The organism is Bacteroides cutis (genome assembly GCF_900241005.1).
Taxonomy (GTDB): Bacteria; Bacteroidota; Bacteroidia; order Bacteroidales; family Bacteroidaceae; genus Bacteroides; species Bacteroides cutis.
This window is the reverse complement of sequence record NZ_OEST01000001.1, coordinates 310,111-324,791: the sequence shown is the minus strand read 5'-3', so window position 1 is coordinate 324,791 and position 14,681 is coordinate 310,111. Positions and strand designations below refer to the sequence as shown.

Genomic DNA, 14,681 nt, shown 5'->3' with positions numbered 1-14,681 from the left:
CTACCTTTGCTTGCGAAATCGGTTTCACAGAGTTGAACCGAGGCTTAAAGTATTTAATCATCAAACAAGTAAAGATATGGAAGAAAAACTCAATTTTACCCAACTACTCCAAAAGCCCATCGCCATGATGACGGGTGAGGAGCTTTGCTTTCTCATCACTAAAAGTGTGGAAAGTACAGAAGTGGCCATTCCCCAAGTGGCATCCAAAGGCAACTACTATGGTATAGAGGGTATCGCCCGTGTATTCGGTTGTAGCGTACCCACCGCCAACCGCATTAAGAAAAGCGGTATCATAGATAAAGCTATCACACAGATAGGACGAAAAATCGTAGTGGATGCAGACCTTGCGTTGGCTTTGGCAAAGGAATCAGGTGGCATTCGCATCAAAGAATAGGTGTATGGAAGATGATTGGAAAAAAAATCTGGCAACAGACAGTTACGGAAATCCTGCTCGTTCCATCAGTAATCTCCGGCTTATTTTCACACTGGATGAGAATCTTAGTCAGATAAGGTACGATACCTTCTGTCAGGACGATGTATGTTTCTGCCCTTTGTTCCGCAATGTCAACGGAAACAAGATAGATGAAGAGTCGGCAGGAAAGATACAGGATTATTTGGAAAGGACATACAGAATACGTCTGACGCAGAATAAGGTATTTGAGATATTGAAGACCACTTCTTCTGAACGGAGTTTCAATCCTGTACAGGGATTCATCGCACAAGAGACATGGGACGGACAACCTCGCATAGCCACAACCATCATAGATTATCTTGGAGCGGATGACACTCCGCTTGTTAGGGAACAGACAAAACTTTGGTTCGTGGCGGCTGTAGCAAGAGTATTCAATCCAGGTTGCAAGTTTGACAACGTACTGACCTTGCCCGGTCCCCAAGGTATTGGTAAAAGCACCTTCTTCAAAGCCATCAGTGGGAGATGGTTCAACGATTCATTCTCTTTCGCCAGTGGTGACAAGGAGAAAGTGGAGACCATAACCAACGGTTGGATTATTGAAATCAGTGAGTTGAATGGTTTAAAACGGGCGAATGACGCGGAAGCAGCCAAGGCTTTTCTAAGCCGTTGCAGTGATTATATGCGTCCGGCTTATGGGCATAAGGTGGTGGAGTTCATGCAGCATAATGTTTTTGCTGCGACTACTAATGAAATGAACTTCCTACAAGGAGACAATGGAAACCGCCGATGGTGGATTATCCCTGTCAAAGGCAGCGGTCATGTGTCAGATTGGTTGGATGATTTGCAGTGTTCCGTTCCTCAACTTTGGGCAGAGGCATACGCATATTATCGACAAGGAATGAAACTCTACTTGTCACCGGACATGGAGAATGAGGCCAACGAGGTGCAGATGTAACATTCCAACATTCTTGTTGACCCAATCATGGAGGACATAGAAATGTATCTGGAACGTGAGGTTCCCGTGCAGTATGCAAATTGGATGATTCCGACACGACTGGCTTATCAGAAAGGAGCATACTCAGAACCAAATTCCACAATGACCTCACTCAATATGGTTTGTGCCCGGCAGATTATAGAGGAACTGCCCAATGATTTAGTCAGACGAAATCCGTCCAAATACACTTCGCAATACCTCAACCGCCTGATGTCCATGTTTCCCAATTGGAAACGGAGTGAACAGGAGAAGGTCAAGGGGCTGCATCCAGCCTACTGTGATAAGACGGGACGGACGAAATACCCATGGGTGAGGGTGGACGCTCCAAGTGAAGAGTCCTGCGCAACGCTGCCAAGTGAACTGGAATTACCATTTTAATTTCAAAATAAGGGAAAAGAAAAAACCAATGTCCCCTTGTCCCCCTTTTGCCCTCGAAAAAGAATAAAAACAGGAAGTAAGCAAAATAGAAAATTATAAAAAACGCTTGGGACACGGGACAATATAAACCAACAATATGAGGAAAGAAGAACTTATCAAACAGCTACAAGAATGTGACCCGTTGTTGGCAAATGCGGTCAGCCACATGGTTACGTATGTTCAAGACCGTTATCCCTCCACCTTTCCAAGCAAGGAACAGACCGAGGCGGTGAACAATTACCTACGAAGTGTCCATGCCGATGGAGACGGAAGTATATCAGAACGGAATTGTGAACACCGCCGTATCGCTTCACAGAACATTACCATTGCCGCCATCCGTATATTAGACAGCCGTCAACTTGACAGGCTTCAAGACGTGCTTGACCACATCGCATACGACAAGGAGTATTATGTGCCGGAGAGAGGTTACGGTATGCACCGCTGACTTTCTCTTTTGGCTGCACCATTTATAAACCATCTTCAAAATTGACAGACGATGAAAACAAACTTGAATTATTGTATAGTGCTTTCGTCAGAGCAACTTGCATATCTGGCAGGGAGCAAGTATGGCATTGACCGCATGAAAATTCTGCACCAACTTATCGAAGCGGCAGTGCTGGAAGAAAACGATTATGCCATAAAAGGATTTTCCACAACCTTACAAGTGGGGCAAGCCATCCTTTCGGAAGTGGATTTGTCCAGCAAATTGGGTTATGACAAGAAAACCATATCCCGCGTGTTGGACAAGATGAACCAGTTGAGAATTGTCGCATCTGCGAAAGCAACAGAACAAGTGTCCACACGCTGAAATGTATATCGGCATGGATGGAAAATGGCAATCGCATAGACAACCCTTTTTATGTCCGACTAAAAGACCAACAAGACGAAAAGAAGAACGCACCTGCAATGTCCGATGATACCGTACCCGTTTTGTCAATGGCTCCATTGGAGGATTCGGATAGCTGTATGAAGGAAAACTTACCCAACTCAAATGATTGTAAGCAAATAGAAGCGACGAATGAGGTCTGTGCTTCTGACACTGATTTTTCCTTAGTAGGCAAAGAACCTGTTATATCAGACGAGGGCGAACTGCTTACCCTTTCATCTTTTCCTTCTGTTCCGAATTCTCTACAGCCTGCGAGAGAGGAAGAATCTAACGAGGATGTTTCAGCAGATGGTCAGACATAATCATATTGGATATGGCGGTAGAGCCTATATTTTGTGCGGGGTCTTGCAAGAAGTTCCTATGTCGCACAAATTCGTTACACTCATCCGTACTACATAGGCGTATTCCGGCAGTCGCAAGCTCCCACCCTGCTGTCCCTTTTTAGATTGATGTCTCACCCATAACATAACAAAACATGAAGAAGAAAAAGATTACCAACAAAGATGTTGATGAAGAGAACGACAAGAAAGTTATGAGGCGTACCTTGCGACTTGAAGCCAGAGTAACGGAGCAGGAATACACCCAAGCGAAAGAACTTGCCAAAACCTGCGGTTTGTCCATGAGCAACTATGTGCGCCGCACTGCTTTAGGGCAGCATCCACGGCAACGGTTGTCTGAGCGTGAGGTAGAAGCCTTGTGCAGCCTGACGGATGCAAGAGGCGACCTCATCCGTATTGCGGCTGCCGTGAAATCCATCCAAGCGGATAAACGAGCCATGTATTTCAGTGACACACGCTTTGTGGAACAATGGATGATGACAGCCACGCAACTAATCAACCGCTGGAGCCAGATAGAGAATTATCTTACCGAATAAATTTCCTTACCCGTTATGATAGCAAAAGCCAGTACCATACCGCATGGCGCAAATGCCATAAGATATTCCGTCAATAAAGACAGAGCGGATATAGTCAAAACCAACCTGTTGCCCGATGATATTTCACCGGAAGCGATGTACGGTCGGATGATGCTCGTGCAGAAGATGTTTACCGAGAAAATCAACAAGGGCAGACCTCTTGGCAGAAACGTGATAAGAATTGAAATTTCCCCGTCCGAAAAAGAGAGCCGAAACTGGACAATGGATGACTGGGCTCGTTTGGCAGATGAGTTCATCCGGGTATTCGATTCCATAGACCTTTCCCAAAAGACCAAACGGGCTTCCTCAAAACAAACCAATCTCAAAGGTTCGCAGTACATAGCCGCCCTGCATCGTGATTCTAAAAGTGGCATTCTACACCTGCACATTGATGCCAACCGTGTGGATATGAATGGGAAAATAAATGATAGCCATAAGATTGGTGAGAGGGCAGTCATGGCTGCGAATATCATCAACGAGAGACGTGGCTGGGTGCAGTCTGAAGAAATAGGTATACGGCACAAGCAGGAAATCTCAAACTGTTGTATGGAGATACTTCGTACAATGGACAAATTCAGTTGGCGACAATATGAAATGGAACTGACAAAACGGGGGTACAAAGTACACATACAAGAAAATGATAAGGGAAAAGTTTATGGTTATTCCATCAAACGGGGTAACTCAAATTATAAATCATCCGTGTTGGGTATCGGGAGAAATCTGACTCCATCAAAGATAGAGGCTACTTGGGCAAAACTGCATCAGCAGGAAAGGAAATCCGAGCCAACAAAATCTATTCCTCAACAAACACGGACAGCAGATTTGACTCCTATTTTACTGCCTGTTATAAAGCATTACGATATTGCGACAGACGAATATCACAGCTACCATGTAGAGATACCCGAAGCCGCTGACAATATCATCCGGCAAGATTGTTCTTTGAAGGAAGCTCATCCGTTAGCTAAGATTAAAGAGATACAACACACGGCTCTTTTACTCTTTGCAGGATATATGGATGCTGCTACCAGTATAGCTGTTTCAAGTGGCGGTGGCGGTTCTGACACTGGAGGTTGGGGAAAAGACAAGGACGAGGATGAACTTGAATGGGCACGCCGTTGCGCACGAATGGCAAACAGCATGTGCAAACGCAGGAAAGGGCTGCACAGATAATTCACTTTTTATAAATACAAGAACATGGGTATAGGAAAATCAAGAGGCACATCGCCTATAAATGTCAATGACATGCTGGAGAAGGTTGAAATGAACCAACAAATTGAGTCAGAAAAGCAAGAAATTGATAAACTTCTCGTAGAAATCAGAGAGGCAAAAGAAACGCTGATAAAGTTCAATGAGGATTTGGAGAAAGCTATCGCTGCCGAATGTCACATTGAGGGTGCGCTCAAAGCGGCAGTTGGCAGTTGCGATAATATTGTCAATGACATCTGCAATGCCATTGTGAAAGCTGAACGAGACACGAAATTCAAAACAACAATTACCCCTGACCAACTTGCAAAGCTTAAGCAACTGATAGACCATTCTGTAGAAAGTTGGATTTCGGTATTGGCAAATCACCGTGCCGAACAATCGAAACTTATTACTGAACATGAATCCAACATGCGTAAAATCCTCAGACGGAATGAAGGCGTTTGGTTCTCGGATTTTTGGATGAGAGGCTTGGTGATATTCTTACTCGTTTATACGTTGGGATTAGGGCTGGTTGTATATTATGTAACATACAACTAACAGGGACGGTGTTCCGCCCCTGTTATAGTCTACTTATTGTGGTTTTTGTGTTTATCGGCAAATTGCCAGCAAATGAAATGTGAGCAAAATCGCACTGATACTCAATAATATACATCCGAATAGTTGCTTTTCGGCAAATTGCCGGCAAATGAAATTATGCCTAAGTTTCTGTATACCGAAATCAAGATATAGGATAAGATGCATGCCAATAAATCAGAATTTAGAGGCGATGGCAAAGCAGCTGTACGACTACTGGTTTGTGCAGTTTGACTTTCCAAATGAAGAAGGCAAGCCCTATAAATCAAGCGGTGAGGTAATGGTATATAATGAACGGTTTGGAAGAGAAATCCCGCAAGGGTGGTCAACAATGCCGATATCTGAAATTTTAGATAAGTATCCTACAACAAAACGGTATGAAACAAAGGAATATCTTTCTTGTGGGAAATATCCAATTATAGACCAGGGTGATTCGTATATTGTTGGCTTTACAAATGAAGTTGACCATCTTTTAACACGACATCCTGCGGTTTTGTTTGGCGACCACTCCACAAAGGTCAAATTCTTAGACTTTGATTTTGCACGAGGAGCTGATGGTACCCAAATTTTATATTCCTCAAACGAGGCTGTATCTCAATACTATTTGTATTTGGCAGTAAGCGCATTGCAAATTTCCAATCCAGGGTATTCTCGCCATTTCAAATATCTCAAAGAATTGCCAATTATTATTCCAGATTTGAAAATTGCAAACACATTTAAAAATATTGTCAAGCCATTATTTGAAGAATGGACTAAGAATATATTCTGTAACATAGAACTCACAAAACAGCGTAACGAACTTTTGCCTCTCCTGATGAATGGCCAAGTATCGGTAAATTCTGATTTATCGCTCGGTTAAGTTCTATCTTGCGGTCAATGGAGCGCAATAACTTACCGATGCGTTTTTGCTCAGATAATTCGGGAATCCACACTGTGCAATCCTTGATTTTATCAGGTGAAGTGTGACGAATTTTAGTCTGTTGGGCAGCAGCACTTAGCTGTTGCTTAACGAGGGCGGAGGATATGAGATAAAATGCGAAATCCTTATCTAACAAGTCTTCCTTGCAGATAATCTTTGCTACATCTTGACTTTGTATGTATTTGCCGCTTTCAGGAATAATGGCAGTAGAACCAAGCAAGCCTATTGCCTGTTCTGTCAAAGGGGTAATAATATCTCCCTCTTCCATTAGAAACTCAGATTTGAAGTCTCCGACATAATAAAGATTGTCCTTGGACTTGTTCTCCTTAAAACAGTTGTTCTGATAGTCGAAATTGCCACAAGTCAGACGGATATATTCACCCTCAGTGGCGTAATACTCGCCACTGAGACTTGCACCTCTTGTAACATCAAGGATTTCTCCCAATTTATATTTCGTCAAAATCATAATAATCTATTTTGATTTTTTAGATATGATTTGGCTTCATGTTCAAAGCAATTCAAAAAGTATTCTTGTCCATTTTTTACATCTTCTTTATGCTCTGTAGTCCAATATGGATTTTCTTCAACTTCTTTTTTCATCTTAGCTTTTAGCCATTCTACACCATCGTGCAAGTCTTTTTCGGATATAGAGTAATGATTGCCTAACATTTCATTTATCGCAAATGCAGACAACTGAAAACCACCGTTCGCATTCAATCCCATAGTGGTCATATATTCGGTTATTTTATCATAATCTATCATATTTTTCTTTCAACTTTTATCTTTATTGCCCAATTTTGCTTCTATCTCTTCAATCGTTGGTATTGTTCCATCCACCTTTTCTGGATAGAGTTTAGATAACTCATATTCAGATATTCCTAAAGGAAGATTACTTCCCTCCAATGCGTATTGCGCAAGTAATGAATCCTTTTGACGACAAATGAGCAAACCAATTGTTGGATTGTCTCGTCCTTCTTTTTTAAGGATATGGTTGCATGCAACAACATAACCGCTTAACTGTCCCAAGTCTTGAAAGTCAAACTCGCCGATTTTGACTTCAATTACCACATAACATGACAAATTTATGTTGTAGAAAAGCAAATCTATGAACTTTTCCTTTTGCCCGATTTGAAGCCGATATTCTTTTCCAACGTAGGCGAATCCCGTGCCGAGTTCCAATAAAAATTGCGATATATTGGCCAGCAAAGCATCTTTAAGAATCTGCTCGTTGTAGGGTTTTGTGATTCCTGTAAAGGCAAAATTGTAAGGGTCTTTCGTCAGTTCTTGTGCGAGATCGCTTGCTTCGTCCGGTAATGTTCGGGTGAAGTTTGTTAGTGCCTTGCCTTCTCGTTCATATAACCCTGAGTCCATAAAGTTGAGAAGCACATCACGACTCCAACCCTCTTTCATGGTTTTTTTAACATAAAAGAAAGCCTTTTCAGGTTCAGTTCCATACCTGTCAATCAAATAACGGTGGTGCCCCCAAGGTATGGAAAAAAGCATTTCTTCTAATTGTCCCACAACTTGTGGGACAACTTCAGAGGAATCTTCCGTGACTTGTGGAGCATTTTCATCCTCCAATTGTCCCACAGCTTGTGGGACAACTTTTAGGTATTGGGAATAAAGCAAATAAAATTTCTTTGCATAGTAGATGTTGGTACGTGAAAGTCCTGTTGAGTTTGGGTTCTTGAGTTGCAAATCCACAGAGAGATTTTTAATGACACTCTGTCCCCAACGTTCTTCAACGTGCATTTCTTCTATATCTCGGCCGAGTTCCCAATAATACTTGAGCAGTTCTCGGTTTACTCTTACTGCAGCCTTGGTTTGACTTTGGCGATAACGCACACTAAGGTCTTCTACCCACTGGGTGTAGTCCTTATCTATGATGGTCAATCCTTTACTCATTGTTACCTACATTTGCGTTGAAATGCAAAGCATCCAACTGTTTCATGATTTCTTCTTTCAGCCGATGACTTTCTGCAAATTGCTCGGAAAGCGTTTGTTTGTAATTTGCCATACGAGCATTAAACTCGTCCTCAGTAATATCTACATAATCAATCTTTATGTCGAAATATTGTCCGGCTGAGAGAGAATATCCCTTTTCTTTTATTTCATCGTAAGTAACGGCTACAGAAAAATCCTCCACAGCTTCCTTTCGTTGGAATGTACCGACAATCTTTTCTATCTCTTCGTCATTTAGACGTACTTTCTTTAATCCGTTGGCATCTTTGTATTCCTCACCCAATTTGCTGGCGTCAATCAAGATAACCTTATCTGAGGTTGCAGACTTGTCAAAGAACAGAACACTTACATTCGTACCCGTATTGGCAAACACATTGCTTGGCATGGAAACGCAACCATACACAATTTTTTCATCTACTATCTTGTGAAGTATCTTGTTTTCAATACCACTTTTAGCTGTGATAAATCCTGTCGGGATGACAATCGCACCTTTACCCGTCTTTTTCAGTGAGTTGATAACATGTTGAATGAAGCAAGTATAGATTGCCATTGATTCTTTTTTCTTGGCAGGCACGTTTGGAACTCCTGCCCAGAAACGTGCTGGCATGGCAGCTATCTTTTCTCTTGTATCTGAGAAATCCATTTTGAAGGGTGGATTGCTGACCACGAAATCAAACTGTCGTAACTGTTGCCCATCATCACTCTTATGATAAGGATTGACAAGAGTGTCGCCTTGAATGGCATTATCAAGCGAAGAGACAAGCCCGTTGAGTAACAGATTAAGTTTCAACATCTTATTACTACGTTGAGAAATATCCTGCGAGAAGATAGTACAACGGTCTTCACCAATCTGGTGACTGAGTGCCATAAGAAGTGTACCTGTTCCTGCTGATGGGTCATAACATTCCATACTATGCAGGTCGGCATTGTCTCCCACCAAAAGACGAGCCATAATAGTGGCAATAGCATGAGGGGTATAGTATTCTGCATACTTACCACCTCCGGCTGTATTGTAGTCCTTTATCAGGTACTCAAAGATGCTGGAGAAGAAATCGTAATTTTGTGCAAATACTTCCTCAAAGGAGAAGTTTACGAGTTTATCTACCAAAGCGCGGGCAAAAGGCGCACGTTGTGCTGTGTCGGTCACAAACGGTGTCAAAGCCTCAAACAAAGGAATCTTTGTATTGGCCGTGGTCTGCGTGGAGAATATATCCGCATTTTGCTCCGCAATGTCTGTCATTGTGGAATCAAAGATGGTATCGAAGTCCCCTTTACCTTGCTGGTTCCAAAGATTAGCAATCAGGTGATAGGGTTCGAGCATCGGCACATCTGGAGAAATGGCACTTTGGATAAGCATACGCTCATCATCCGAAAGATTCTCGTATGCCGTTTCCCATTTCACATCCCCTGTCAGTTTCCTGGCAATATCGCTTTTAGCGTTTTTCAGTTCATAGCCAAACTTGTCATTCAGGAATTTATAGAGAAACACCTGAGTGATTATCTTATATTCGTTACCATCGTTACCCATGCCGTAAGACTGGCATGTGGCTTTCAGTCCGTCAATGAGCTTTAATGTTTTTTCTTTTATATCAGACATGATAATTTCTATTTATGCTAAGCCGTATGTGGCATTATATTGGTTGATGTATTGTTGTGAAATTCGTTGCTGGATGAACTTATAATCTTCTGGATTAGGGTCCAAGTTTACAATGCCATTTATGCTTCCACTAATAGCTGCCATTACTGTACGTCCAAAATAAGCATCCTTTTTTAGAATGTTATTGCGGTCATACACTTTACCATCAATATCCTCTTTAATCATATTGAGGACAACCATAATTTCTTCATCAAGCAAAGCAAGTATAGGCTTCCCTCCATGCATTTCTCTTTCTCTGTTCACTTCACGGATGCGCTTGTGTACTCGGGCAAACTTCTCATCCCCTTTATATTTCTTTACCAAAGCATTATTTCGTTTTTGCAAGTCCTGTAAACGGGTTATAATTTCATCCAAAGCCTGAGTCTCTTCGTTGAACTTGGCTATGCTGTCAATCACAAAGCCATGCTCCTTGAAGCGTTCCATAAAAGCATCACGCAGCGACATAAATTCAGGATCGTCTTGGTCGAAGTTCTGGGTAAACGAAGCAATGGTGCGTTGCCATTTCTCTTTCAGCTCCGCTCCGCCTGAAATAAGGCGCATTTCTTCCTGTCCTATTTTAGAGAAGGTGAACTCTATATCCATCATCGCCTCATTAATAAGTGTCTTTGTTTCATCACCTATGCTAAAAGTTTCCTTCTGGTTGATGATGCTGATACGCCTTTGCACTTCGGAAAGCAACTGAGGCAACTTCGTGATTTCAAGTTTGGCGAATTGTTCCTTCATGTCCTCATCGCCGAAAGTACGCACGAGGTTTGCCATATTTTTCGCAGATTCCAAAGCCTGTTTTAGGTCAAGCAGAACAGCCTTGTCTTCTTCCGTGGAAATCTCCGAAGAAAACTCTTCCGCATTATCGTAGGAATAATCGAAGAGGGTCTGGCGTACTTTTTTCATTTGTGCCACAATCTCGTCCTTGTCCTCAATCACTTGAGTGAAAGTGTCTGTGGCATTGCCGTCACCAGTCTCATCCACATCGTTAAAACGATTCAACTCTTGCAGATAAGCCTCGTTTGTTTCTTTGAAGTTACGTTTAATGTCGGCAAAGTCAATGACAAATCCGTAACGCATTCCGGGATATGGACGATTTACACGGGTAATGGCTTGAAGTAGATTATGGTCTTTCAACTTACGACCGAAATACAAACGCTTCAAACGAGGTGCGTCAAAACCAGTCAATAGCATGTTGAAGACAATAAGGATGTCCACGGTCATATTCTTTTTGAAATCCTTGACTATCTGTTTTCTGGTTTCCTTGTCATCTGTGTCGTGGAGAATGATTCCGGCTTTCAGTGGTCTATACTTTGACTTGTAATCCACTTCGGGTTCACCTACCACAAACGTCCCGTCAGGGAGCTTAATCTTGATAGGCTTTGGTTGGTATTTCTGCCACTCCTCTTGGAATACATCATAAAGCCGTCTTGCTTGTTCACTGGTTTCGCAGATGACCATACCGCCTAATGTATCATCTCCTTGTATCTTACGAAACTCTTTCAAGTCCTTCATGATATAGTGAGCCAACTCGTTCACATAGCTGGGGTGCTCTATGATTTCCGATTTGCGGATGTCTTTCTTTTGCACCAATGTGTCCAGCTTGTCGTACACGTCCGAAAGTCGCTCTTTGTAGGATGTTTCTATATCTTCACGAATGATTTTCAGCGTATAACCGTCTGCAATGGACTTGTCATAATAATAGGTATGCAGGTAAGTGCCGAAGACCTTGCAACTTGCACGTTCCTCTTTTAACAACGGAGTACCCGTGAGGGCTATCTTTATTGCATCGGTGTCCGCATCAAAAAGGTTGGCAAGAAAACACCCACCGGGCTTATAGCCACGGTGTGCTTCGTCGAGAATGAAGATACGTTGCAGATTTGTAGCATAATCATTGATGCGTACTTTTTCCTTATCCTCTGCAAAGCGTTGTATATTCACGACTGTAATTTCAGCTTGGCCGCTTGTTCCTTGTTGTGCTTGGTTGCTGCGGAACTGCTCCATCAGTTCCGTCCTTGTGTTAGCAGTTGAAACCACCAGTCCACGGGCTTCAAATTCCTGTGTGGCTTGCTCCAACAAATCAAGGCGGTCAACAATGAAATAGAATTTGGCGACCTTGTTCTGCTTAGAATAGAAGTCGTTGAGAATATAGGTCAGATAATAAGACAAAGCTGTCTTTCCACTACCTTGTGTATGCCAAACAACTCCTGATTTTATTCCCTCGGCAAGTTTCTTACAAATAGCCAATGATGCAAACAATTGCTGGTAACGCATGATATGCTTTTGGTCGGTAGATTCAATCTTACCATCTACTTCTCGCTCCATTCTTACGTATGCTATACCATATTTAATAATATACAGCAAACGTTCTGGAGAACACATAGAAGTCAATATCCTATTAGTGGGTGTATTGACGTCGAGATTAGTTTGATATTCAGGGCTGGTATGGATTACTTGACAGTTGTAATCAGACAGTATTTTCTTTTCCACAGCTTTGTCAATCTCCTTATATGGATAATCATGATGGTATGGAGCAATTTTCTGGCCGCTTGGGTTTTCCTCACGGAAGCAATTGAATGGAGAATAAGTGCGTGCGCCTGTACAATAGAAAGCCCCTTGTATGGGTACGATACCACCCAACGCATCGTATTCCATATTATTACTGAAAATCATCAGTTGGGTTATATTGATGAAGCGACGGAACTTCTTATTCGGGAAACGCTCTTTGTTCATCCGTGCGCTTTCTGCCAGCATACCACCATGATTATTTGGTTTCTTTACTTCTACAAAGCAAAGAGGCAGACCATTTACAAACAGGGTAATGTCTGGTCGGAACTCGTCTTGACCGTTCTTGCAAGTAAACTCTGCTGTAAAATGGAAGGTATTGTTTCCGATATTGTCAAAGTCTATCAGTTTTACAGGAGATACGGCTTTAAGGCGGTTGTAAAAACCACGTCCAAGGTCATCATCATTCAATTCTTTGCGGATGTCTTTCTGTACTTGCATCCATTCACCCTCATGACCAGGGTTCAGCTTTTTGAATTGTTGCTCAAAAACAGGTAAAAGAATATTCGTGTCACCGTCATAGACTGTGCCGTTCTTATCTTCACTCAGCTTACCAAAGTAAGTATATCCTATTCGGGTAAGATGAACCATTGCAGGCATCTGTACCCGAGTCGCTTCAGAAAACTGCTTCATGCCTTTTGAGACAATATATATGATTTATACTCGCGAACTATCAATTCTTTAATATCTACTTCCAACAAATCTGCAATCCTTAGCAAACTGGTTATATCTGGCTGCGATGTGTTTGTACACCATTTTGACACAGTTGATGGATTAACCCCCATTTGTTCTGAAAGCCATTTGCTGGTACGTTTTTTCTCTACTAAAACGAGTTTAATTCTGTTTACGTCTTCCATTATTGCATCTTTTGATTGCAAAAATAATGATTATTTTTCATTTTCGTTATTGTTTGGAAATAAATTTATTAACTTTACACTCGAATATTTAAATCAGATAGGCTATATGAATATTATATTTACTGCCAAAACAATTATTGATGGAAACTTTGCACTGAAAGAGCCAGTACAGATATTATATTGTTTACATAAAATTAGTTTATATCTTGAGGGCGGAATGTACATGTTATCTGTTTCCAAAGAGATTAGTATTGAGCATTCAGATTTAGTCGAATTGTCTAAAAATGGAGAAAACAAATCATTTACCATGAATGTGGACAAATACCTTGACAGTAGGATGCTTGATATATTTCGTAATATAGAAGTTTATGGTGGATTTCAACATGGCATAATGAAAGTCTATTATAATGAATACTTAGACTTATCATGGACAGACAAGGCTAAAAACGAGTTATTGTTTTCTATGAGAAAATCATTAAACAAACAGAAAAAGGTATTAATTACTAGTGACAATTTCTCTAAACTAATGCTTGATAAAACATTTATACCAGAAGCCAAAGTTCCATATAATTTCTTTCGAGAAGCTAATAGCTATCTAGACAAACTAGATTATATTTCTGCTTATATTCATTTTTACATGATTTTAGAATATTGTTTTGCAAAGGGTAAATTTTCTGGAGAGCAAAAACAGAATTTTAAGAAATCTAACATGCTTAAATATGCTGTATTATCGACAATAAGCATGATTAAAGAGCGGAACTATGATTTGTATTTAGAGATTAAACAGGAATGCACCGATAAACACAAAGAACTGAATTTTGATTCTCTTATTGACATAATGTATTGTTATCGCGGAGAGTTGTCACACGCAACGAAAAGAGCTGTTTATGAAGAAAAGCAAGAATTGATAAAACCAATAACACTCTTCATTTCATCTGTTTGCTTTTCTGTTTGTGGCAACATGAAAGTATATTGTGATAAATTTGTTTCGGAAGATACACGAAAACGCAGAGTGAATGATCACATTCAAGAATTAGAAAAGCGACTTGGACTTGAATAACATCAAATTCTACCCAATAACAAATAAAATATCACAGAGATTAACTAATATTCTATTTGTAATAATGTGAAACTCAAACCTTTTGTTTTCGCATTGTTTTCGCAAAACGAAAATCAGCGACTTACGTTTGTGCGTAAGTTGCTGATTTTCATTGTGGACCAGCCTGGGCTTGAACCAGGGACCTCCAGATTATGAGTCTGTTGCTCTAACCAACTGAGCTACAAGTCCGGTGTATCCATCTCTCGGATAGCGGGGGCAAAAGTAGTATTTTCTAC

At 41.2% G+C, this 14,681-nt stretch carries 14 protein-coding genes, 1 tRNA gene and 2 pseudogenes; 10 read left to right on the top strand and 7 right to left on the bottom strand.

The features are described 5' to 3' along the window. The first annotated feature begins 76 nt into the window (after positions 1-76). The 9 genes and pseudogenes from C1A09_RS01280 to C1A09_RS16780 all read left to right on the top strand — a co-directional run. Complete coding sequence (locus C1A09_RS01280) at positions 77-394, top strand: DUF3853 family protein (RefSeq protein ID WP_061448472.1); 318 nt, start codon at positions 77-79, stop codon at positions 392-394. A gap of 4 nt (positions 395-398) precedes the next feature. Beyond that, positions 399-1,784 (top strand): annotated as a pseudogene (locus tag C1A09_RS01275) (virulence-associated E family protein). Positions 1,785-1,920: 136 nt separating this feature from the next. Continuing rightward, positions 1,921-2,268 carry a hypothetical protein gene (locus C1A09_RS01270; protein WP_061448470.1) on the top strand — a complete coding sequence of 116 codons (348 nt, stop codon included), beginning with the start codon at positions 1,921-1,923 and terminating at the stop codon, positions 2,266-2,268. A 51-nt stretch (positions 2,269-2,319) separates the two neighbouring features. Beyond that, the gene (locus C1A09_RS16460) at positions 2,320-2,631 is read left to right on the top strand and encodes a hypothetical protein (RefSeq protein WP_245874948.1); all 312 of its coding nucleotides are present in this window, start codon (positions 2,320-2,322) and stop codon (positions 2,629-2,631) included. 17 nt (positions 2,632-2,648) lie between these two features. Then, on the top strand, positions 2,649-3,011 hold the full coding sequence (locus tag C1A09_RS16455; protein ID WP_245874947.1) for a hypothetical protein: 363 nt from the start codon (positions 2,649-2,651) through the stop codon (positions 3,009-3,011). A gap of 173 nt (positions 3,012-3,184) precedes the next feature. Next, positions 3,185-3,583: a plasmid mobilization protein gene (locus tag C1A09_RS01260; protein ID WP_101541930.1), complete on the top strand. Its 399-nt coding sequence runs from the start codon at positions 3,185-3,187 to the stop codon at positions 3,581-3,583. Between the two features lie 15 nt (positions 3,584-3,598). Then, entirely contained in the window at positions 3,599-4,792 is a 1,194-nt protein-coding gene (locus C1A09_RS01255) for a relaxase/mobilization nuclease domain-containing protein (protein WP_101541929.1), read from the top strand. A gap of 24 nt (positions 4,793-4,816) precedes the next feature. Further along, positions 4,817-5,365: a hypothetical protein gene (locus tag C1A09_RS01250; RefSeq protein ID WP_101541928.1), complete on the top strand. Its 549-nt coding sequence runs from the start codon at positions 4,817-4,819 to the stop codon at positions 5,363-5,365. A 208-nt stretch (positions 5,366-5,573) separates the two neighbouring features. Beyond that, positions 5,574-6,080 (top strand): annotated as a pseudogene (locus tag C1A09_RS16780) (restriction endonuclease subunit S domain-containing protein); the annotation flags it as partial. Positions 6,081-6,180: 100 nt separating this feature from the next. Here the strand turns inward: C1A09_RS16780 and C1A09_RS01240 are convergent. Genes C1A09_RS01240 through C1A09_RS01215 form a run of 6 tightly spaced genes read right to left on the bottom strand, consistent with a single transcriptional unit; the run spans position 6,181 to position 13,346 of the window. Continuing rightward, on the bottom strand, positions 6,181-6,786 hold the full coding sequence (locus C1A09_RS01240; RefSeq protein ID WP_101541927.1) for a restriction endonuclease subunit S: 606 nt from the start codon (positions 6,784-6,786) through the stop codon (positions 6,181-6,183). Beyond that, on the bottom strand, positions 6,783-7,082 hold the full coding sequence (locus C1A09_RS01235) for a hypothetical protein (RefSeq protein WP_008646594.1): 300 nt from the start codon (positions 7,080-7,082) through the stop codon (positions 6,783-6,785). The genes C1A09_RS01240 and C1A09_RS01235 overlap by 4 nt, the downstream gene beginning before the upstream one ends. Positions 7,083-7,091: 9 nt before the next feature. Further along, positions 7,092-8,225: a PDDEXK nuclease domain-containing protein gene (locus C1A09_RS01230; protein WP_101541926.1), complete on the bottom strand. Its 1,134-nt coding sequence runs from the start codon at positions 8,223-8,225 to the stop codon at positions 7,092-7,094. Beyond that, positions 8,218-9,879, bottom strand: a complete 1,662-nt coding sequence (locus C1A09_RS01225; protein ID WP_101541925.1) for an HsdM family class I SAM-dependent methyltransferase — start codon at positions 9,877-9,879, stop codon at positions 8,218-8,220. Before C1A09_RS01225 ends, C1A09_RS01230 begins: the two co-directional genes overlap by 8 nt. Before the next feature lie 12 nt (positions 9,880-9,891). After that, positions 9,892-13,122 (bottom strand): type I restriction endonuclease subunit R, encoded by a 3,231-nt coding sequence (locus C1A09_RS01220; protein ID WP_101541924.1) that lies wholly within the window; start codon positions 13,120-13,122, stop codon positions 9,892-9,894. Then, positions 13,119-13,346, bottom strand: a complete 228-nt coding sequence (locus C1A09_RS01215; RefSeq protein WP_021980359.1) for a helix-turn-helix transcriptional regulator — start codon at positions 13,344-13,346, stop codon at positions 13,119-13,121. Before C1A09_RS01215 ends, C1A09_RS01220 begins: the two co-directional genes overlap by 4 nt. A gap of 106 nt (positions 13,347-13,452) precedes the next feature. Here C1A09_RS01215 and C1A09_RS01210 point away from each other — a divergent pair, with 106 nt between their 5' ends. Further along, a complete protein-coding gene (locus C1A09_RS01210) occupies positions 13,453-14,406 on the top strand; it encodes a hypothetical protein (RefSeq protein ID WP_101541923.1) in 954 nt (317 codons plus the stop codon). Between the two features lie 154 nt (positions 14,407-14,560). On the opposite strand, the gene C1A09_RS01205 is transcribed toward C1A09_RS01210, so the two are convergent. Beyond that, positions 14,561-14,634 (bottom strand) — tRNA-Ile (locus C1A09_RS01205). Positions 14,635-14,681 lie beyond the last annotated feature (47 nt).

Excerpts from the sequence above, each read along its gene's own strand:
- C1A09_RS01260 (WP_101541930.1), top strand. The coding sequence starts at position 3,185 with ATGAAGAAGAAAAAGATTACCAACAAAGATGTTGATGAAGAGAACGAC.
- C1A09_RS01240 (WP_101541927.1), bottom strand. The coding sequence starts at position 6,786 with ATGATTTTGACGAAATATAAATTGGGAGAAATCCTTGATGTTACAAGA.
- C1A09_RS01220 (WP_101541924.1), bottom strand. The coding sequence starts at position 13,122 with ATGAAGCAGTTTTCTGAAGCGACTCGGGTACAGATGCCTGCAATGGTT.
- C1A09_RS01235 (WP_008646594.1), bottom strand. The coding sequence starts at position 7,082 with ATGATAGATTATGATAAAATAACCGAATATATGACCACTATGGGATTG.
- C1A09_RS01215 (WP_021980359.1), bottom strand. The coding sequence starts at position 13,346 with ATGGAAGACGTAAACAGAATTAAACTCGTTTTAGTAGAGAAAAAACGT.
- C1A09_RS01230 (WP_101541926.1), bottom strand. The coding sequence starts at position 8,225 with ATGAGTAAAGGATTGACCATCATAGATAAGGACTACACCCAGTGGGTA.
- C1A09_RS01255 (WP_101541929.1), top strand. The coding sequence starts at position 3,599 with ATGATAGCAAAAGCCAGTACCATACCGCATGGCGCAAATGCCATAAGA.
- C1A09_RS01250 (WP_101541928.1), top strand. The coding sequence starts at position 4,817 with ATGGGTATAGGAAAATCAAGAGGCACATCGCCTATAAATGTCAATGAC.
- C1A09_RS01210 (WP_101541923.1), top strand. The coding sequence starts at position 13,453 with ATGAATATTATATTTACTGCCAAAACAATTATTGATGGAAACTTTGCA.
- C1A09_RS01280 (WP_061448472.1), top strand. The coding sequence starts at position 77 with ATGGAAGAAAAACTCAATTTTACCCAACTACTCCAAAAGCCCATCGCC.
- C1A09_RS16460 (WP_245874948.1), top strand. The coding sequence starts at position 2,320 with ATGAAAACAAACTTGAATTATTGTATAGTGCTTTCGTCAGAGCAACTT.
- C1A09_RS16455 (WP_245874947.1), top strand. The coding sequence starts at position 2,649 with ATGGAAAATGGCAATCGCATAGACAACCCTTTTTATGTCCGACTAAAA.
- C1A09_RS01225 (WP_101541925.1), bottom strand. The coding sequence starts at position 9,879 with ATGTCTGATATAAAAGAAAAAACATTAAAGCTCATTGACGGACTGAAA.
- C1A09_RS01270 (WP_061448470.1), top strand. The coding sequence starts at position 1,921 with ATGAGGAAAGAAGAACTTATCAAACAGCTACAAGAATGTGACCCGTTG.